This window comes from Bacteroides faecichinchillae JCM 17102, assembly GCF_000614145.1.
Taxonomy (GTDB): Bacteria; Bacteroidota; Bacteroidia; order Bacteroidales; family Bacteroidaceae; genus Bacteroides; species Bacteroides faecichinchillae.
The window spans coordinates 25,448-45,721 of record NZ_BAKK01000032.1 but is presented as its reverse complement, the minus strand read 5'-3'; the positions used below and the strand labels follow the sequence as shown (position 1 = coordinate 45,721).

Here is a 20,274-nt window from a genome sequence, read left to right as displayed (position 1 = left end):
AGACAAAGATAGTTTTTTATTCGTATCTGATTGCTTCAATTGGATCTAAATCTGCAGCTTTTTTTGCAGGATACCATCCGAAGAAGACTCCCGTAACAGTACAAACAGCGAAAGAAAGGAAGACACTCCATGGTTGTATAAAGATAGGCCAATGTGCCACACTCTTAACAACCCAACTTGCCCCACAACCAATTACCACTCCAATAATACCACCAGTGATACTGATCATAATAGCTTCGATAAGGAATTGACTGAGAATATCAACTCCACGTGCACCGACAGACATACGTAAACCAATTTCACGAGTACGTTCAGTCACAGAAACATACATGATATTCATAATTCCGATACCACCAACTACAAGGGAAATTCCGGCAATACAAGCAAGTAAAGTTGTCATTAAATCTGTTGTAGAATTTAGCATTGTACTTAATTCTTGTTGTGTACGGATTGTGAAGTCATCTTCATCCGAGGCTTTAAGTTTATGGTTACGGCGAAGAATCTCACTAATTTCGTTAGTAGCATAATCTGTCATATCTTCTGTGAGAGCAGAGGCATAGATACCTTGCAAATAAGTAACTGCTAACAGACGTTTCATTACTGTGGTATAAGGAGCCAGCACAATATTATCCTGATCTTGTCCCATAGAGTTGTATCCTTTAGCTTTGAGTACTCCTACAACGCGGAATGGTATTTTGTTAAAACGGATAATTTTTCCGATAGGATCATTACCACCCGGGAAAAGATTATCCACAATTGTTTTACCAATAACACATACTTTGGCAGAGCTTGTATATCGGCTTCCGTAAACATATCCCCATTCTCAACGCTTAATTGACGGATCTCGAGATATTCTAATCCGACACCATTAACAGAAGAAGGGTAATTGTTATTACCGGCAATGAGTTGTCCCGATGAAGAGACATTCGGACTGATGGCAGCCAGATAATTCGTTTCATCACGCAAAGCTTCGTAATCAGTAAGTTTCAATGTTTGCATCGCTGATGGGTCTTGACGAACACCTCCGCGTCGATCGGCTCCCGGATGAATCATAATCATGTTCGAGCCCATTTCAGAAATTTGCTTCTGGATACTTCTTTTGGATCCTTGCCCGATGCAAGCATCGTGATAACCGACGCGACGCCAATAATGATACCTAGCATAGTAAGAAAAGCACGAAGCTTATTATTAGCTAAGGCCCGGAGAGCTATCTTAAATAAATTGGTTCCATTCATAATTTAAATCATTTAATCTTCCTCATTTTTCGGCAATGCAGCTAAAGCCTCAGCAGCAGATAGAATATGTGAATTAATAGTATCTTCTGTGATATGACCATCACGTAAACGAATATTCCGGCTACTATATTGCGCAATTTCGGGATTGTGCGTTACGAATATGATAGTACGTCCTTCCGCATGAAGTTTCTGGAACAATACAAGTATCTCAAATGAGGTACGTGTATCGAGGTTACCTGTGGCTTCATCGGCAAGGATAACTGCAGGATTGTTTACCAAAGCACGTGCAATGGCTACACGTTGCATCTGTCCACCGGACATTTGATTGGATTTATGTTCCAATCGATCACCCAGCCCTACAGCCTGTAAAGCTTCGATTGCACGCTGCCGACGTTCTGTTGCACTGATTGAAGAGTTATACATGAGTGGCAACTCTACATTTTCTACAGCTGTTGTTTTAGGCAACAGGTTATAACTTTGGAATACAAAACCGATTTTACGGTTTCTCAGCACAGCACGTTGAGGCTTACTCATTGTACGGACAGAGATTCCATCGAGCAGATATTCTCCGTTACTAGGAGTATCTAGGCAACCCAATGTATTGAGCAATGTAGATTTACCAGAACCAGAAGTCCCCATGATAGTGACAAACTCCCCTTCACAAATAGTGAACGAAACGCCTCGTAACGCATGGACAGTTTCTTCTCCTACCTGAAAGTCTCGTTTGATATTTTGAAGTTCGATTACTTTTTTCATTTCATATTAGCCTCGCCCCAACCCTTTCTAAAGGAAAAGGAATGGGGGGTACTTTTTTGATTAATAATTAGTCTCTAAATACTCTGTATATAGTCGAATCCGATCTTTAGTTCTTTAATTTTTAATAGAGAGCTGAGGAAAAGTTTCTTTTTACTTTTTCTTCTTACTTCCCGGATGGCTAGGCATGAAAGGACTTTTCTCAGTATTTCCCTGATTGGTTTCAGCTGTAACAGTTTCTCCAGGCATAGCTCCGATAGTAGCTTCTGTCACAACATTAGTACCTTCAGCAATTCCACTGATGATCTCTGTTGAGATTCCATTACTGATTCCTATTTCTACTGAATGGGCAGTAAAGGTGTTTCCTTCACGAGTCCATAATTTATGTTCGCCTTCACAGTCTTTTACGATATCATTCTTGCCAATTAGCGGTTCTTCTGGAGTGAAACGTAAAGCTCTGTTTGGAACAGATAATACATCTTTCTTATCTAGAATATAGATGGTAACATTGGCAGTCAAACGAGGTTTCAATTTCAAATCAGGATTAGGAGCCGAAATTACTACTTCATAGGTAACAACAGTACTGCTGCTAGAACTAGTGTTGCTACTAGAACTGCTTGCATCACCTAAACGTATCTGTGTTACTACTCCGTTAAACGTATCATTCGGATAAGCATCTACAGTAAAGCTGGCGCGCTGACCTTCTTCAATACCACCTATGTCAGCTTCGTCAATGTCAGCCACAACCTGCATCTGTGTCAAATCGGCTGCAATGGTAAAGAGGGTGGGAGTTTCAAATCCGGAAGCTACAGTTTGTCCTTCTTCTACGTCACGACTAATAACTACACCATCAATTGGTGAAGTAATGGTTGCATAGGACAAATTACGTTCAGCTTTTGCTAATGAAGCTTTGCTACTATCATAAGAACTTTTAGCTTTTTGAAAATTGTACAATGCTTGTTCAAAGTCAGTATCACTAATTAATGATTTATCGTGTAATCCCTTACTACGTTCATAATTTTTCTGTTGATATTCATATTCAGCTTTTGCACCATCATAAGTAGCTTTTTGAGAGGCAAGTTCACTTTGCAAAGTAATACGGTCCATTTCTGCAATTAACTGTCCCTTGGTTACTACTGAATTATAATCTACATAAATTTTATCGATGATACCAGATACTTGCGTACCGACTTCTACTTCTGTCACCGGTTCAATGGTGCCTGTAGCAGTCACTGAATTAGAGATGTCGCCTTTGCTGACATTAGCAGTTGCATAAGTGACTTTGTGTTTAGCAGGAGAACCAGTAAAGAACCAGATTCCTCCACCCACTACCACGACGACTGCCACAGCGATTAGGATAATCTTTTTTGTTTTCATTCTTTTTCTATGTTTTTACTTATTTATAATGCTAATTTATCTCCCTGATAGAACTTCAGCAATTGTGCATTTAATATAGCCATATATTTAGCCTGAAGTTGTTCTTGTTGTGCTTGCAACAAATTATTCTTTTCAGTAAGGAGCTCGACGGTATTTTTCATGCCCAAATCGAATTGTTCACTGATTAAATCGTAGCTGATTTGAGTACTTTTCAACTTCTCATTAGCTGCTACATAACGTTGTTGTGCACTATTTGCATCTAGCCAGAGACCTTCGATTGTTTTATAAAGAGCCTTTTGTTCGTCAAGTAAAGATAGCATACTTGTTTCACGTTGCAATATAGCTTTCTGTACGGCGCTCTTTGTCTGACGATTATTAAAGATAGGTACACTAACAGATAATCCGATCGAATTATTCCATCCGTTTTTCATCTGTTCACCAAAAGTGAAGTCACTACCACTCGTATGATTCGTTCCAATTCCTGCACTAAGACTAATACTAGGAAGGTAACCTGCTTTAGCAATATCGATACCCAATTCAGATGCTTCTACATTAAGTTTACTTGCTTCTATTTCCGGGCGGATAGCGAGAGCGCTGGCATAAACATCTTTTTTAGTCGGTAGCGGTGTAAGCACACTGTTGTCAGACAAGGAGGGGAGATAGATATTCATTTCATTCTCCCCATCCAGTTCGAGCAATTGTTTTAGTTGTAATTTGTAGTCCTGTAAAGTGGCTTGCGCTGTAACGAGTTGATAACGATCTGTGCTTACTTGTGCTTCCAATTGAGCAAAATCACTTTTAGCAATGCTTCCTGCATTTAAAAGTTCTTGTCCGCGGTCGCGTTGTGCAATAGAAACTTGCAATGTATTTTCATTTACTTTTACAGACTCTGCTGCATAAAGAATTTGTATATAAGTCTGTGCAATAGATTCTTGAATACTGTTTTCCGAAGTCGCTACTTCAAGTCCGGCTACCTGATTATTCAGTTTTTCCTGTTTAATGGTATTAAGTCGTTTATTGCCATTGTATACAGTCCAAGAAGCGTTCAAACCATAGTTACCATTATAACTGGTTTTGCTTGTACTTTTGATGATCTCGCTTCCACTAACTGTGTTACTTGATTCCTGATATGGACGATTTACCATATTTTGACCAGTAGAAAACGACAGACTGGGAAACAAAGCAGCTTTCGCTGTCTTAACATCAATCTGCGTACTTTCCGCATTAACCCGATTCTTACGAATAGTAATATTCTGCTGCAAGGCATAATCGATACACGATTGCAAATCCCATTGAACTGGAGTTACCACTTCGTTTTGGGTATCAGTTTGCACAGAAGAATTCTGGGCGGATATGTCTGTCAGTATACCCATTCCCAGAACTGCTATCACTGCCAATCTTTTTACGTTTATCATATTTTACTGCTATTGATTTTACTGATGCGAAGGTATGTACATCTAATATTAGGTACAAAAACGATAGACAAATGTCGATATTTCCCCGTTAAATGATTTTTTTGTGTCGATAGGAAGGTATTATAGGAAAAAGTGTATAAATCACTCAACATTTTAGCCTACTTATTTGTTTTAATTATAAAAAATGTATATTTGTACTAATTACAAATCCTAAGTATCCGAATATGAAGAATGCACTACTTGGAGTCTGGAACTTTTATCTTGATGGTTTCCGTAGTATGACCTTAGGTCGTACACTTTGGCTTATTATTCTGGTGAAACTATTTGTTATGTTCTTTATACTTAAATTCTTCTTCTTTCCTGATTTTCTCAGCGATCATCCTACGGATGCAGATAAAGCTGATTATGTGGGAAATGAATTAATTCAACGTGCACTTCCAGAGAAAACTACTGATTATTAAATTTAAATATCCGATAAGATTATGATTGAAAGTATTGACACTTCGCTGATCGATTGGTCGAGAGCCCAATTTGCAATGACAGCTATGTACCATTGGATTTTCGTTCCACTCACCCTTGGACTAGCAGTGGTGATGGGAATAATGGAGACGCTGTATTATAAGACAGGTAATGAGTTTTGGAAACGTACTGCCCAGTTCTGGATGAAACTGTTTGGTATTAACTTTGCTATTGGTGTGGCAACCGGATTAATTCTGGAATTTGAGTTTGGTACGAATTGGAGTAATTATTCATGGTTTGTAGGGGATATTTTTGGTGCACCACTTGCTATTGAAGGTATTCTGGCATTCTTTATGGAAGCCACCTTTATTGCTGTTATGTTTTTCGGATGGGAGAAGGTTAGCAAACGTTTCCATTTAGCTTCTACTTGGCTGACTGGCTTAGGTGCTACTATTTCTGCTTGGTGGATTCTTGTTGCTAATGCTTGGATGCAACATCCGGTGGGGATGGAATTTAATCCGGAGACTTCCCGTAATGAGATGGTAGATTTTTGGGCTGTAGCAACTTCTCCAGTGGCTGTCAATAAGTTCTTTCATACAGTGTTATCTGGTTGGGTACTGGGTGGAGTTTTTGTAGTGGGTATCGGTTGTTGGTATTTACTTAAGAAACGCAATCGTGAATTTGCACTTGCCAGTATTAAGATTGGTGCAATCTTTGGATTAGTAGCTTCCTTGCTTTCTGCATGGACAGGTGATGGTTCCGGATATCAAATAGCGCAGACCCAACCAATGAAGTTGGCCGCTGTAGAAGGTTTGTATGAAGGAGGTAATAATGTCGGTTTGGTAGCTATTGGAGCATTAAATCCTGAGAAGAAAACATATAATGATGGGAAAGAACCTTTCCTATTTCGAATAGAAATTCCAAGTTTCCTTTCATTTTTAGCTGAACGAGATGCGAATGCATACGTTCCCGGAATTACAAATATCATTGAAGGAGGTTATCAGTTAAAGGATGGTTCAACTGCGCTTTCGGCACAGGAGAAGATTGATCGTGGAAAAACAGCTATTGGTGCATTGAAAGCATTTAAAGCTGCAAAGAAGGCTGGGAATGAAAAGGATGCAGAAATTGCACATACAGTATTGAAAGAGAATATGCCTTATTTTGGTTACGGATATATTAAAGATGTAAATGAGTTGGTTCCTAACGTACCTCTGAATTTCTATGCTTTTCGCGTGATGGTAATATTGGGTGGTTATTTTATTCTGTTTTTTATTGTAGTGCTCTACCTTGCATATAAGAAAGACCTGAGTAAAATGCGTTGGATACATTGGATTGCCTTATTAACTATTCCTTTGGGATATATTGCCGGACAAGCAGGTTGGGTAGTAGCCGAATGTGGTCGTCAGCCATGGGCTATTCGCGACTTACTTCCTACAACGGTTGCTATTTCAAAATTGGATGTGAGTTCTGTACAGATTACATTTTTTATTTTCTTACTTTTATTTACAGTCATGCTGATAGCTGGTATCGGAATAATGTTGCGGGCTATTAAGAAGGGACCGGAGGGATTAAACAAATAATATGAAACTTAAAACTAATAACTCATGTATATACTTCTTCAACAATATTGGTGGCTGATTGTATCCTTGCTTGGAGCCATACTCGTATTTTTGTTATTTGTGCAAGGAGGAAATTCATTGTTGTTTTGCCTTGGTAAGACAGAAGAACATCGTAAAATGATGGTGAATTCTACAGGACGTAAATGGGAATTTACATTCACTACACTAGTAACATTCGGAGGTGCTTTCTTTGCATCTTTCCCATTGTTCTATAGTACTAGTTTCGGAGGTGCTTATTGGCTTTGGATGATTATTCTATTTAGCTTTGTTTTGCAGGCAGTTAGCTATGAATTCCAAAGTAAAGCAGGAAACTTGTTAGGTAAAAAGACTTATCAGACTTTTCTGGTAATTAATGGAGTGGTAGGTCCGTTGTTGTTAGGTGGAGCAGTTGCTACCTTTTTTACTGGTTCGGATTTTTATGTAAATAAATCAAATATTACGGATACGATTATGCCGGTTATCAGTCACTGGGGAAATGGTTGGCATGGATTAGATGCGCTGACAAATATTTGGAATGTGATTTTAGGATTGGCTGTGTTCTTTTTAGCACGTGTATTAGGAGCTCTGTATTTTATTAATAATATTAGCGATAAAGAATTAAACACAAAGTGCCGTCGGGCGGTATTGAACAATACAATATTGTTTCTAGTATTTTTCTTAGCATTTGTAATTCGTACATTAGTATCAGATGGCTTTGCTGTAAACCCCGATACACAAGAGATTTATATGCAGCCATTTAAGTATTTTACCAACTTCATAGAGATGCCTGTTGTATTGGGACTGTTTCTAGTTGGAGTTTTATTAGTACTTTTTGGAATAGGAAAGACTGTTCTTAAAAAGACTTTTGACAAAGGTATTTGGTTTACAGGAATTGGAACTGTATTGACTGTATTGGCTTTGCTATTAGTAGCAGGATATAATAATACAGCCTATTACCCATCTACTACGGATTTGCAAAGTTCTTTGACGTTAGCCAATAGTTGTTCCAGTATGTATACGTTGGAAACAATGGCATGGGTTTCTATTCTTGTTCCATTTGTGATTGCATATATTTTCTATGCATGGCGGAGTATTGACAACAAGAAGATCACAGAGAAAGAAATGGATGAAGGTGGACATGCCTATTAAAATAGGGATTCTCTAAAATAGGATTTTGTATTTGAGATTTTAAAATAAAAAGACCTCTTCTTATTATACATTCTTTAAGCATGGAGTAGAGTAAAATAGGAGGAGGTTTTTTTATGCGACTGAATAAGTCATGTTTTTGAATGCTCTTAGCGTTCAGCAAATATACTAAAGTAGCTATCGGAATAAACGTGTTTTATTTATAAGGGCATTGGGAGGGAGTAAAAATAAGACTACTCCATTCTGTTTATAGAATCTCTAAAAGTTTTGTTCTACTTTTAGGGGGTATTCAGGAACGAGTAGCCTTACATTATTTTAAAATATGCAACTCCCTTATTTATTCACTACATTTTCCGGAGTTCCGGCAATAAATGCTTGTAAATTACTGATTGCAATATTCATTAACCGTTCGCGTGCCTCTGAAGTAGCCCATGCAATATGCGGAGTGATGTAACAGTTCTTTGCTGTAAGTAACGGATTATCAGCACGAGGAGGTTCTGATGAAAGCACATCTACTCCGGCTGCATAAATCTTGCCATTGTTTAGCGCATCAGCAAGATCTTGTTCATTAATTAGAGGACCGCGACCAGTATTAATCAGGATTGCCGATGATTTCATTGTAGCTAGACGGCGGGCATTTACTAATTCGTGAGTATCAGGAGTTAGCGGGCAATGTAAACTGATAATATCACATTCGCTGAACAACTGGTCTATGTCCATTTTTTTTATTTCTGGTGGCAATTGGAAATGTGATTTGGAAGTCACTGCATACACTTGCATACCGAAGCCGATAGCAACACGAGCTGTAGTATAACCTGTATTTCCCAATCCGATGAGTCCAATTTTCTTTTCTCTAAGTTCTATTAATGGAGTATCCCAGAAACAAAAATCTTTGCTATTTGTCCAACGACCTTTCCGAACTTCTTCTGAATGATGTTGTACTTGCAATGCTATATTCAGAATATGGGCAAATACCATCTGTGCAACGGAAGCAGTGCTATATGCAGGGATATTTGTCACAATGATACTACGTTCCTTAGCTGCAGTAGTGTCTACCACATTATATCCGGTTGCTAATACACCGATATATTTTAGTTCGGGTAGAGCAGCTATAAGATCACTGTTGATAACAACCTTGTTAGTTAGAATAACTTCTGCACCGGCAGCACGTTCCAGCACTTCTTCGGGGGCAGTACGATCGTAGATAGTACATTCTCCGAGAGCTTTCAAACCTTCCCAAGATAGATCTCCTGGATTAGCGGCATAGCCGTCTAAAACTACTATTTTCATAAATATATATTTTGAATTGTCTATTCCTATTTCTTGAACTTTTCTCCCCACAATTGCTGCATGCGTTCAGCATGTTTCTGTTCGGCCGGATTGTTCTGAGGTTGCCAGATTCGTTTGTTTTTCAATTCATCAGGTAAGAACTGCTGGTTTACGAAATTCCCTTCGTAATTATGAGCGTATTTATATTCTTGTCCGTAACCTAACTGTTTCATTAACTTAGTAGGGGCGTTACGGAGGTGTAAAGGCACAGGTAGGTTACCACTAGAACGTACTAATTCCAATGCGTCATTGATTGCATTGTAAGCAGAATTACTTTTAGGGCTTGTCGCTAAATAGATTGTAGTTTCTGCCAGAGGAATTCTTCCTTCGGGCCAACCGATTTTCATTAGTGTATCAAAGCAAGCATTTGCCAAAAGCAATGCATTGGGATTGGCAAGACCTATATCTTCAGAAGCAGAAATCACTAATCTACGGGCAATAAAAGCAGGATCTTCACCTCCTTCCACCATACGTGCAAGCCAATAAATAGCCCCGTCCGGATCACTGCCCCGAATGGATTTGATGAAAGCGGAAATAATATCATAATGCATTTCTCCGTCTTTATCATATGCCAACGGATTTTGTTGTAGACGTTCAGTTACCATTTCATCAGTAATGACAACCTTATCCTCTGTTTCCGAATCTACAACCAATTCTAAAATATTTAATAATTTACGTGCATCTCCACCAGAGAAACGTAACATGGCTGTAGTATCTTTCAATTCTATATTCCGTTCCTTCAGTACTACATCAGTAGTAATAGCTCGTTGAAGTAATTCTAGCAAATCTTCTTTCTCTAAAGATTTGAGCACGTAAAGTTGGCAACGGGATAGGAGAGGACGAATCACTTCAAATGAAGGGTTTTCAGTTGTAGCGCCAATCAAAGTAATGGTTCCCTGTTCTACGGCTCCCAACAATGAATCCTGCTGTGATTTACTGAACCGATGAATCTCATCGATAAACATAATGGGGCTGGATTGTGAAAAGAAACGGTTATTCTTGGCACGATCTATCACTTCGCGCACATCTTTTACACCCGAAGTTACAGCACTTAAAGTATAAAACGGAGTCTCCAGTTTATTAGCAATGATTTGTGCCAAAGTTGTTTTTCCTACTCCGGGAGGTCCCCAAAGGATAAAAGATGAGATACGTCCCGCATCAATCATTTTTCGTAAAATAGCACCCGGTCCGACTAAATGTTTCTGACCGATATATTCATCTAAAGTTTTAGGTCGTAACCGTTCTGCTAGAGGTTGCATAATTCTTAGAATACCATTAATACCATGAAGCGGATACCATTTTTATTAATACCCGGATTATCACGATAAGTGAAACGATGCACATATTCGATGTGCAGCAATTTGAATATATTGTATATACCGACACTACCTTCAATGTACGGCACTTTAGGATCCATTACAAAACTGGTAAATTTACCATCGCGGGTAGGAAAACGAAATAGCTCTGGATTACTACTCTTGAATGGATTGTTTTTATCGGTCAATGATCCCCACAAAGCACGTATACGAAACATTTCCCTCCATTTCAGATTTTTGATCAGAGGAATACGATTAAACAGTTTCCCATTCATGTCATAAGAAACGGACATGGAAGCAAAACGGTCATTCAGGAATTCCATATTATTGATCAAACAGAATGTTTCACGCTGGGTGATGTAAGATAAGTTAGCTTCCGGTAAAATCAGCAATGGGAAAGGCACTATATTCCATTCTGCACCAGCTTTCACGCTACAGTCAATTTTACCCCAGGATGAAGGAAGCCAAAAACGTTTCCAGATACTTGCTTCTGTACGGTTGAAATTGTATTCTCCCCCCAATATTCCTTTGAATCCCATTGCATGAGTCAATGTAAAGATGGGAGCATCTAGCGAAACAGGTACTCGGCGTTGCTTTGAATTAACAAAAGACTCTCCCGGAGCATATCGTAATGTAAGGCTGGCTTCAGAAGTTGTAATATCATGTACACGCGTTTGTGCTGCATCATTACGTAAATATTCCAGTTTTCCGCAAGGTTCATCGTTACGATGGCGAAGCATTGCTTTTACACCAAATCCTGCTTGAGTTTCCAGTTCGTAATTGATAGTAGCATCACGCATATAAGACATTTGATCCACCGTTGTCGTTTTCAGAGAAAGGAAGATATTATCTTTATCCGTAAACAGGAATTTATCCATCGGTGACATCACATCATAACTATAAGTCGCTGATATATAATGTTTCGGGAATTCCCATACTACATAATCACGCTTGTTGAAGGAATAAGTTAGAGTCCCACTATATTTCCAACGTTTATCTTTCAGACCATAAGCTCCATAGCCATTGAGGAACCAATGTTTATCGAAATGAGCTGTTGTCATACCACTTAAGCGGAAACGGGTTCCATCAATATAATTACTTGAAATCATCGTATTGATAGGACCGATATCAATTTTACTTGGATGTTCTTTGGTCCCTGTCTCTACAAAGTTTTCGATCAGTGCTTTTGCTCCGAATATAATATATTTAAATCCCGGGATCTGCTCCAGACGATTTACGAAGATATCCATATTATTCTCTTTCTTTGTCAGCGGTACTTGCCGGACTTCTGCCCAATACTCATCACTTTTCGAGAGCATATCTGCTTCTTTAATTACATCACCTTTCAATCGGAAAAGTCGTGGCTCAATAGGATCAAACAGATAATTAGTGTATTTCGTTGTTCGTTCTACCTGTAACCCTCCAGAAGTCTTATTGGAATTCCAGGAAAGATCTACCGTCATGTCGTCGTCCGCCAATACCCAGTTACCATTGGGAAGCTGTTCATATTGTTGTACGATATCCATCTGATTTACAAAGTTTACTCCGGTTTTTTTCGGAAGATTCATGGTACACTTTAAAACTGCATAAGTGGAATCATTCAGGACATAAAGATGTCCCGTAAAACCGAAATCCTGTGAGTTTTGCGGAACGAAAGTAAGATGTACACATTCACGTTTATTGACCACAAGCGTATCCATCAGATAGAACTTATAAAAAGAAATGGCATTATTGCCTATAGGACTGACGAAACGTTGTTGTAAGAGACGGATTTCGTCATCGTAAATATTAATATCGGCAAATACATCTTTCAGAACTGTTCCCAGCATATCACCTGTAGAGAAGAACTCATCTATACCATTAGAATTCTTTCCTTTAATAATTGTTTTTTTATTTTGGGGATCCTTCCGGAAGATAGTTTGTGAAGCCGTTTCCTGAACGGAGATAGGAAGAATCAGTTTCTTAGTAGTCTCCGACACTTCCACTTGGTCTTTCAAAAAGGAATACTTTTTATAAATACCTTTTTCCAGCTTTTCCGGTGTTAAATCATTGATAGACATCTTCATTTTCTCGTACTTGTCGTACTGGTAGTAGTCGTTCACTTCCAAGGATTGTGCCTTTTTGTGTTCGATTACCTTTTTCATAAAATCGACAGCCGGATTGTTTTTACGTGTGTATTTTTCTTTCTTGGGTTTCACTACGACTTCATCAATCAGTACATTATCCGTTGATAATTTGACATTAACAGTTTGGTTACCTGAACCTACTTTTACTGTCTTACTGACGTATCCGATAGCTGAGAATATAAGAGTCCCCCCGTTCTTTCTGGCTTCGAGCTTGTATTCACCGTCGATGTTCGTGATAGTGCCCAAGTCTTTCTTATCTTGGTAGTAAACCGAGATGTACATTAATGGCTCATTGGTAATGGAGTCCGTAACTACTCCCTTTATCTGCTGTGCAAAAGTATTTGAAGTTGCCAGTATAAATATGAGCAGTATAATTATTTTGTTGTATTGTTGTTTCATAACGTTCGTACGTAGTAGGGGACACAAAGTTAGCAAATAACTCTAAGTATAACAGATTATATAACTTTTTTTACTCATCGTTTTTTGTTCTTTACATGCATAATCATAAAACGATCAATAGTCTCTTTTTGTTTCGTGGTTTGGAACTTTTAGTTTCATGCCTTGAAACTATTGGTTTCATGGGATGAAACTAAAAGTTTCAAAGCATGAAACACTTAGTCTTATTCCTTGAAACTCAGAGTTTATTTATTTGTTAAAATCTGTACGATGCGTTCTGCTGTACGTCCATCCCAGCGTTCAGGTAATCCTCCCTTTTTCCATTCACCTTTCATCAGTTTGTCCAGAGCTTGGGCGAGTGCAGTTGGATCTTCTCCCACCAATTCGTTGGTTCCCATACGCCATGTTTCCGGATGTTCGGCAAAGGTGTTGAGAGTAATACAGGGGATTCCCAGAAATGTAGCTTCTTCTGCCACGTTACCAGAATCCGAAATAATACCTTTAGCTTTATTGATCAGATATCCGAAAAATAGATAATTCTGTGTTGGCATGATATGAAGATTAGGAACTTCAATTCCAAGTTCTTTAATAGCATTACGTACGTATGTATGTAGGGGAGCTACAATAGGCATACCTTCCGACTTCTCAATAATTATTTCCAGCAGACGGCGCAAAGTTTCTCGATTGTTCAGTAATGCACGACGGTTAAGAGTGAGCAAAAGATAATTTCCTTCTTCCAGTCCTAAAACAGAGAACCAAATAGGTTTGAGCAGACGGTTACGGCTGTATCGTATGGTGTCAATCAGGATATTACCTACGTAATATACATTTTCGTTTTCTGTTCCCGTTTGATTGAGATTACGGTTGGCTACCATTCCGGCAGTAAAGAGATAATCTGATACTCCGTCCGTAATCATACGATTTACTTCTTTCGGCATTTTCATATCGAAAGAACGTGTTCCGGCTACAAGATGTGCTACTTTGATTCCTTGTTTTTTGGCTACGATGGCACAACTCATCGTTGCTGTCAGGTCGTCTACTACCAAAACAACATGTGCCGGATTTTCAGTTAGTTCTTGTTCGAAAGCGATCATAATTCCGGCTGCCAAAGTGGTGGAATTGCTGCTTTCTACTCCTAAATAAACATCAGGCGCTTTCATATCCAGATCTGAAAACAGAGAAGCATCCAGACTTGTATCGTCTTCTTTGCCTGTGTAGACCAGACGGTAGGAAATACTTTTACCTAGCGCCCTTGCAGCTTCGATAGCACGCGTAATAGGAGCTATTTTCATGAAATTGGGGCGTGCCCCGGCAACAATTGTTATTTTCATATCCTTTCTATCTATTTCAAGAAGCAAAAATACATCTTCTTACGGAATTTATTCGTTTCTTTGCATACAAAAATAACAAATATATGCCCACATTCGTTCAAATTCTTGATTTTATTGGCACGTTTGCCTTCGCAATTAGTGGTATCCGTTTGGCTTCAGCAAAACGTTTCGACTGGTTTGGAGCTTATGTAGTGGGACTTGCTACAGCTATCGGAGGCGGTACTATACGTGATGTCTTACTGGATGTTACCCCTGCTTGGATGACTAATCCTATTTATTTAATATGTACGGCTCTGGCTTTGTTGTGGGTTATCTTCTTCGGGCGTTCGTTGATTCGGCTTAATAATACATTTTTTATATTCGATACTGTCGGCCTGGCTTTATTCACAGTAGTTGGTGTCGGTAAAAGTCTTGCTTTAGGTTATCCGTTTTGGGTGGCAATTATTATGGGTAGTATAACGGGTGCTGCCGGAGGTGTGATAAGAGATGTCTTTATCAATGAAATACCATTGATTTTCCGAAAGGAAATTTATGCTATGGCGTGTGTAGTTGGTGGTATTGCATATTGGATATGCGATACTATAGGTATGCACTCATACGGTTGCCAAGTGATAGGCGGATTAACCGTTTTCGTGACTCGTATCTTAGCTGTGAAATATCATATCTGTTTGCCAATCCTGAAAGGAAATGAAGAGAATGAAAATGAAGAGGGGTGAAATGGTGGACATCCTTTTAATTGTAATGTCACTATACTAACAGGATAGTGACATTACAATTAAAAGATCAGATTGGTTATTTCTTACTGTCCTTAATTACTAAATCTCCCATAAAACTGATAGATTGTCGATTCTGCATACTGACATCGATAGAAGCCGATCCGTTACTGAATATTCTAATATTATATTCGAATAAATCTTCCGGGCTACGTGCTGTAAACTTAATGCGTGCAGCACCTTTCTTATCTACTTTCATCGTATATTCTTTAAGTGGAGCACTAAAGTTTAAACCTTTTCCACCATCATAAGGAATACTATAAGCTCTTCCATAATAAGGTAATTGAGAGATAACCGAATCATTTCTGATTTCTAACGAATAGGGAGATGACAATGAAATATTACGTCCACGCATAGGCATGGCGGTATTGACATCTATCTTGTAGTTCTCTGATACGATTTCTTGTTTAACCGCTTCTTTTTTTTGTTCCTGCTTTTCTTTCTTGCTTTGAGCCGAAAGAGTAGGAGCTCCTACTAGTATAGCTAGTAATAACACCAAGATTTGTTTTTTCGTTTTCATATCAGTTATATTTTTAGTGAGTATATATTATAACATTCAAATATACTAAAAATCAGATGACTTATGTTACCTTTAATGAAAATTAAACACCAATCTTTGCTTATTTTGTCATTAATAAGCAGAGATTGGTGTTAATTTCCCGATTTTCTATTTGTTTTTAGAATTGTTCTAGAATAGCGATTCTTTTCTCAATAGGAGGATGTGTAGCAAACAATCCGCTCAATCCCATGAAAGAACTTTTGGCTTGCTTTCCGGGATGTTGAATAAATAGTTGTGCTACATCTTCACGTTTTACAGCTTCTATATTCGGATCTGCCGATATTTTGCGTAAAGCACTTGCCAGAGCCAATGGATTCTTTGTCATTTCTGCAGATCCTGCATCTGCCATATATTCGCGTTTGCGTGAAATAGCAAAACGCATCAGACTTGCAAAAAAGAAACCGATGGCAGCTACAATTAAAGCAATAAATATAAAGAGGATGATTCCTGCTCCACCTTTATTACTGCGTATACGAACGTGCGTAATAGTATAAAAGGTGATCTGTGTCAGCATAGAAAATATACCAACGAATACAATTGATATGATTAACAGACGAACGTCACGATTACGAATATGACTTAGTTCATGGGCTATAACGGCCTCTAGTTCATCATTTTTTAGTTTCTGGATGATTCCTTGTGAAAGAGTAATAGTATAGGTCCGTTCGTTGATACCACTGGCGAAAGCATTCAGAGAGTTATCATAAATTATATTGATTTTAGGCATCTTCATGCCTTGTGACATACAAAGATTTTCTACTAAATTGTAGACATGTTTATTCTCCTTGCGGTCTAGTGGCTTGGAGCCGGTCGCAGTATTGATGATACTTGTATTAGCCCAATAAGCAATCAGGAACCAGACCAGTACAATTCCTATAGTATAAGGAAAGGCTGAAATGAATAACTGATTGACCATTGACAACAATTCGCTTTCCATATTTGTCCCATATCCGAATACGATTATTAAATAACAAGATAGATAAAGGAGTATTGTTATCAGACATGGAAATAATAGTAGTAAAATCGCAGAACGACGGTTATTCCGACTCTGTTGCGTTTGGATCCCGACGTATTGCATAAATGTTCAAGTTTTGTGGTTGAGTAAATGACGGTGTTAGAAACTAATTTTAGGTGCTTGCTCCAGGTTTGCACGTTCGTTTTGTCCTAGATCGAACATGATTTCCTTACGGAAACCACACATTCCTGCGATAAGATTGGAAGGGAATGTCTGAACTGCATTATTATATTCTTTGGTCGCAGAGTTAAAATAACGGCGTACAGCAGCCAATTTGTTTTCCACATCGGAAACTTCTTCTTGCAATTGCAGGAAGTTTTGATTTGCTTTCAGGTCGGGATAGCTTCTAAAGTAATTTTCAGTCCTGATAAGGCTGATGATAGTTGATTTTCTGCGTTTATTTTTTCATCAATTGATTTAGCATTTACTGCGCCGTTTCTTGCCTGAATCACACGATCGAGCGTTTCCTTTTCATGTGAGGCATAGCCTTTCACTGTATCTACTAGTTGTGGGATAAGATCATGACGCTGCTTTAACTGTACATCAATGTCTGCGAAAGCATTTTCGCGATTGTTTTTCAATTTCACTAAAGAGTTGTACATGGAAGCAAAAATGATTCCCAGTAGTACGATTACCCCAATGATAATAAGTGTAGCCATAGTCTTTTAATTAATTTAATTTATTTGTCAAAGGTAGGCTATTTAGTCTTTTTCACCAAAAAGAGGCAAATAAAAAACATTAATAACCACCCAAAAACTATCAAAAACCACCTAAATTCTATCAATTGACAGTTTTACCCCCTATGAAATGTTGAATCCTCCCCTGTTAGACTCTGAAAATACCTTTAAACTTGCAACCATTGAGAAAGAAACGAAATATTAACCAAAAACCTTTAGAGTATGAAAAGTTTAAGTTTCAGAAAAGATTTAATTGGAGTTCAGGAAGAATTGCTTCGTTTTGCATATAAATTAACAGCTAATCGTGAGGAAGCAAACGATTTATTGCAAGAAACATCATTAAAAGCATTAGATAATGAGGAAAAATATGTCCCGGATACTAATTTTAAAGGATGGATGTATACCATCATGCGCAATATATTTATAAATAATTACCGTAAGATAGTACGGGATCAGACTTATGTAGACCAAACCGATAACTTATATCATTTGAATCTTCCTCAAGACTCAGGATTTGAGAGTACAGAAGGTGCTTATGACTTGAAAGAGATGCACCGTATTGTCAATGCGTTGCCGAAAGAATATAAAGTTCCTTTCTCCATGCACGTATCCGGTTTTAAATACCGGGAGATTGCTGAAAAGCTGGATCTGCCTCTTGGAACAGTAAAGAGTCGTATCTTCTTTACTCGCCAACGTTTGCAACAAGAATTGAAAGATTTTGTTTAATAGAGGATAACATTTTTAGAACTTAGTTCTTGTAAGGAGCAACGGAATATAACTTCGATTGCTCCTTTGACTTTATAGCAATATGTTATTAAATGTGTTTGTTGAGCGAACTTTATTGTTTTTTATTTGTCATAATGTTAAATGACTTGGTATATTTGTAATAACTAGTTAGCCTAATAAATAAATCTCATCTATTTAAAAGCAATGAAAAAAGAAATTAAGTTTAGTCTCGTTTATCGGGACATGTGGCAATCATCTGGAAAGTATCAACCACGTGTTGATCAGTTAGTCAGAATTGCTCCGCTGATTATTGAAATGGGATGTTTTGCCCGTATTGAAACCAATGGAGGTGCATTTGAGCAAGTAAATCTGTTGTATGGAGAAAATCCGAATGAGGCTGTTCGTGCTTTTACAAAACCTTTTCATGAAGTCGGTATTCTGACTCATATGCTCGATCGTGGATTGAATGGGCTTCGTATGTATCCAGTTCCGGCAGATGTTCGTCGTTTGATGTATAAAGTAAAACATGCGCAGGGAGTGGATATTACCCGTATCTTTTGTGGATTAAATGAAGTCCGAAATATAATTCCTTCTATCCATTATGCACTCGAAGCGGGAATGGTTCCCCAAGCTACATTATGTATTACTTTCTCTCCGGTACATACAGTGGAGTATTATGCTGTAATTGCTGACCAACTAATAGAAGCTGGTGCACTAGAAATTTGCTTGAAGGATATGGCAGGTATTGGTCGTCCCGAAATGTTAGGACGGCTGACGAAGACTATCAAAGAAAAACATCCCGAAGTTATTATTCAATATCATGGACATAGTGGTCCGGGACTTTCGATGGCATCCATTCTTGAAGTTTGTGAGAACGGAGCGGATATCATTGATGTAGCGATGGAACCGCTTTCATGGGGAAAAGTTCATCCGGATCTAATCTCTGTGCAAGCTATGCTTAAAGATGCAGGTTTCCAGGTGCCGGAAATAAATATGAAAGCTTATATGAAAGCACGTGCTATGACGCAGGAGTTTATAGATGATTTTCTCGGTTATTTTATAGATTCTACCAATAAACATACTTCTTCCTTACTTTTGAAGTGTGGATTACCCGGTGGTATGATGGGCTCCATGATGGCGGATTTGAAAGGAGTACATTCCGGTATTAACATGATATTGAAAAGTAAGAATAAACCGGAATTGAGTATTGATGATTTATTAGTGATGTTGTTTGATGAAGTTGAGTATGTCTGGCCAAAACTTGGTTATCCTCCATTGGTAACTCCTTTCAGTCAGTATGTGAAAAACATAGCCTTGATGAATGTGATGTCCTTGATTAAAGGGGAGGAGCGTTGGATGATGATCGATAATCATACTTGGGATATGATATTGGGTAAGAGTGGACGTCTTCCGGGAAGTCTTGCTCCCGAAATAATTGCTTTAGCTAAAGAAAAAGGATATGAATTTACAGATGAAGATCCACAGAAGAATTATCCGGATCAGTTAGAAGAATATCGCAAGGAGATGATAGAGAACGGGTGGGAATTCGGACCGGACGATGAGGAATTATTTGAACTGGCCATGCATGATCGCCAATATCGTGATTATAAATCGGGGATTGCCAAAAAACGTTTTGAAACTGATTTACAACGTGCCAAAGATGTTACTCTTGCTAAACAAGGTTTTTCAGAGGAAGAAGTGAAACGACTGAAACGTGCTAAGGCGGAGCTATTACTGCTATGGAAAAAGGACGCATTATATGGGAAATAGATGTCGAATCACCTTCTATGCCACCTGAAGTAGGGCATAAGTATGAGCCGAATGATGTGTTTTGTTATATTGCTACTCCATGGAATACTTATGATCGTGTGATGGCAAATTTTAGTGGACGTATCATTGAAGTTTGTGCAAACCAAGGGGCATTGGTTAATAAAGGAGATACTTTGGCATATATTGAACGATGTGAGGAAACAGCATAAAGATGAATAACTATATAATAAGGTGAACAATAACTGGTGAATGAAAAATCGTAGATTGATGGAG

The 20,274-nt window shown here is 38.3% G+C and carries 14 protein-coding genes and 3 pseudogenes; 6 read left to right on the top strand and 11 right to left on the bottom strand.

The annotated features are described in order from the left end of the window. Nucleotides 1-16 precede the first annotated feature (16 nt). From JCM17102_RS27870 to JCM17102_RS15050, 4 genes and pseudogenes are all read right to left on the bottom strand, one after another. Nucleotides 17-1,235 (bottom strand): annotated as a pseudogene (locus tag JCM17102_RS27870) (ABC transporter permease). A 12-nt stretch (nt 1,236-1,247) separates the two neighbouring features. Continuing rightward, the gene (locus JCM17102_RS15060) at nt 1,248-1,991 is read right to left on the bottom strand and encodes an ABC transporter ATP-binding protein (protein WP_025075761.1); all 744 of its coding nucleotides are present in this window, start codon (nt 1,989-1,991) and stop codon (nt 1,248-1,250) included. 150 nt (nt 1,992-2,141) lie between these two features. After that, a complete protein-coding gene (locus JCM17102_RS15055) occupies nt 2,142-3,365 on the bottom strand; it encodes an efflux RND transporter periplasmic adaptor subunit (protein WP_025075760.1) in 1,224 nt (407 codons plus the stop codon). A 23-nt stretch (nt 3,366-3,388) separates the two neighbouring features. Next, on the bottom strand, nt 3,389-4,780 hold the full coding sequence (locus tag JCM17102_RS15050; RefSeq protein WP_025075759.1) for a TolC family protein: 1,392 nt from the start codon (nt 4,778-4,780) through the stop codon (nt 3,389-3,391). 224 nt (nt 4,781-5,004) lie between these two features. Here JCM17102_RS15050 and JCM17102_RS15045 point away from each other — a divergent pair, with 224 nt between their 5' ends. Genes JCM17102_RS15045 through JCM17102_RS15035 form a run of 3 tightly spaced genes read left to right on the top strand, consistent with a single transcriptional unit; the run spans nt 5,005 to nt 7,986 of the window. Next, entirely contained in the window at nt 5,005-5,241 is a 237-nt protein-coding gene (locus JCM17102_RS15045; protein ID WP_025075758.1) for a DUF4492 domain-containing protein, read from the top strand. A 21-nt stretch (nt 5,242-5,262) separates the two neighbouring features. After that, nucleotides 5,263-6,819 (top strand): cytochrome ubiquinol oxidase subunit I, encoded by a 1,557-nt coding sequence (locus JCM17102_RS15040; protein WP_025075757.1) that lies wholly within the window; start codon nt 5,263-5,265, stop codon nt 6,817-6,819. A gap of 24 nt (nt 6,820-6,843) precedes the next feature. Further along, a complete protein-coding gene (locus JCM17102_RS15035) occupies nt 6,844-7,986 on the top strand; it encodes a cytochrome d ubiquinol oxidase subunit II (protein ID WP_025075756.1) in 1,143 nt (380 codons plus the stop codon). A gap of 330 nt (nt 7,987-8,316) precedes the next feature. On the opposite strand, the gene JCM17102_RS15030 is transcribed toward JCM17102_RS15035, so the two are convergent. The 4 genes from JCM17102_RS15030 to JCM17102_RS15015 all read right to left on the bottom strand — a co-directional run bounded on the left by JCM17102_RS15030 (nt 8,317) and on the right by JCM17102_RS15015 (nt 14,481). Next, nucleotides 8,317-9,273 carry a D-2-hydroxyacid dehydrogenase gene (locus JCM17102_RS15030; protein ID WP_025075755.1) on the bottom strand — a complete coding sequence of 319 codons (957 nt, stop codon included), beginning with the start codon at nt 9,271-9,273 and terminating at the stop codon, nt 8,317-8,319. Nucleotides 9,274-9,299: 26 nt separating this feature from the next. Beyond that, nucleotides 9,300-10,571 (bottom strand): replication-associated recombination protein A, encoded by a 1,272-nt coding sequence (locus tag JCM17102_RS15025; RefSeq protein WP_025075754.1) that lies wholly within the window; start codon nt 10,569-10,571, stop codon nt 9,300-9,302. A gap of 5 nt (nt 10,572-10,576) precedes the next feature. Beyond that, nucleotides 10,577-13,153, bottom strand: coding sequence for a DUF5686 and carboxypeptidase-like regulatory domain-containing protein (locus JCM17102_RS15020; RefSeq protein WP_025075753.1), 2,577 nt, complete (start codon nt 13,151-13,153; stop codon nt 10,577-10,579). A gap of 242 nt (nt 13,154-13,395) precedes the next feature. Further along, nucleotides 13,396-14,481: a UDP-N-acetyl glucosamine 2-epimerase gene (locus JCM17102_RS15015; protein ID WP_025075752.1), complete on the bottom strand. Its 1,086-nt coding sequence runs from the start codon at nt 14,479-14,481 to the stop codon at nt 13,396-13,398. 83 nt (nt 14,482-14,564) lie between these two features. Here JCM17102_RS15015 and JCM17102_RS15010 point away from each other — a divergent pair, with 83 nt between their 5' ends. Continuing rightward, the gene (locus JCM17102_RS15010) at nt 14,565-15,197 is read left to right on the top strand and encodes a trimeric intracellular cation channel family protein (protein ID WP_025075751.1); all 633 of its coding nucleotides are present in this window, start codon (nt 14,565-14,567) and stop codon (nt 15,195-15,197) included. 76 nt (nt 15,198-15,273) lie between these two features. Here the strand turns inward: JCM17102_RS15010 and JCM17102_RS15005 are convergent, their stop codons facing one another. The 3 genes and pseudogenes from JCM17102_RS15005 to JCM17102_RS27865 form a co-directional block, all read right to left on the bottom strand. Next, on the bottom strand, nt 15,274-15,774 hold the full coding sequence (locus JCM17102_RS15005) for a DUF4251 domain-containing protein (RefSeq protein ID WP_025075750.1): 501 nt from the start codon (nt 15,772-15,774) through the stop codon (nt 15,274-15,276). Between the two features lie 157 nt (nt 15,775-15,931). Continuing rightward, nucleotides 15,932-16,891: a M48 family metallopeptidase gene (locus tag JCM17102_RS15000; protein ID WP_025075749.1), complete on the bottom strand. Its 960-nt coding sequence runs from the start codon at nt 16,889-16,891 to the stop codon at nt 15,932-15,934. 36 nt (nt 16,892-16,927) lie between these two features. Further along, nucleotides 16,928-17,487: pseudogene (locus JCM17102_RS27865) on the bottom strand (LemA family protein). Nucleotides 17,488-17,727: 240 nt separating this feature from the next. On the opposite strand from JCM17102_RS27865, the gene JCM17102_RS14990 reads away from it, so the two are divergent. Together JCM17102_RS14990 and JCM17102_RS27860 are read left to right on the top strand one after the other, a co-directional pair. Beyond that, nucleotides 17,728-18,231: an RNA polymerase sigma factor gene (locus JCM17102_RS14990; RefSeq protein ID WP_025075748.1), complete on the top strand. Its 504-nt coding sequence runs from the start codon at nt 17,728-17,730 to the stop codon at nt 18,229-18,231. Between the two features lie 204 nt (nt 18,232-18,435). Beyond that, nucleotides 18,436-20,210, top strand: a pseudogene (locus JCM17102_RS27860) (hydroxymethylglutaryl-CoA lyase-like TIM-barrel protein). Nucleotides 20,211-20,274: the final 64 nt, after the last annotated feature.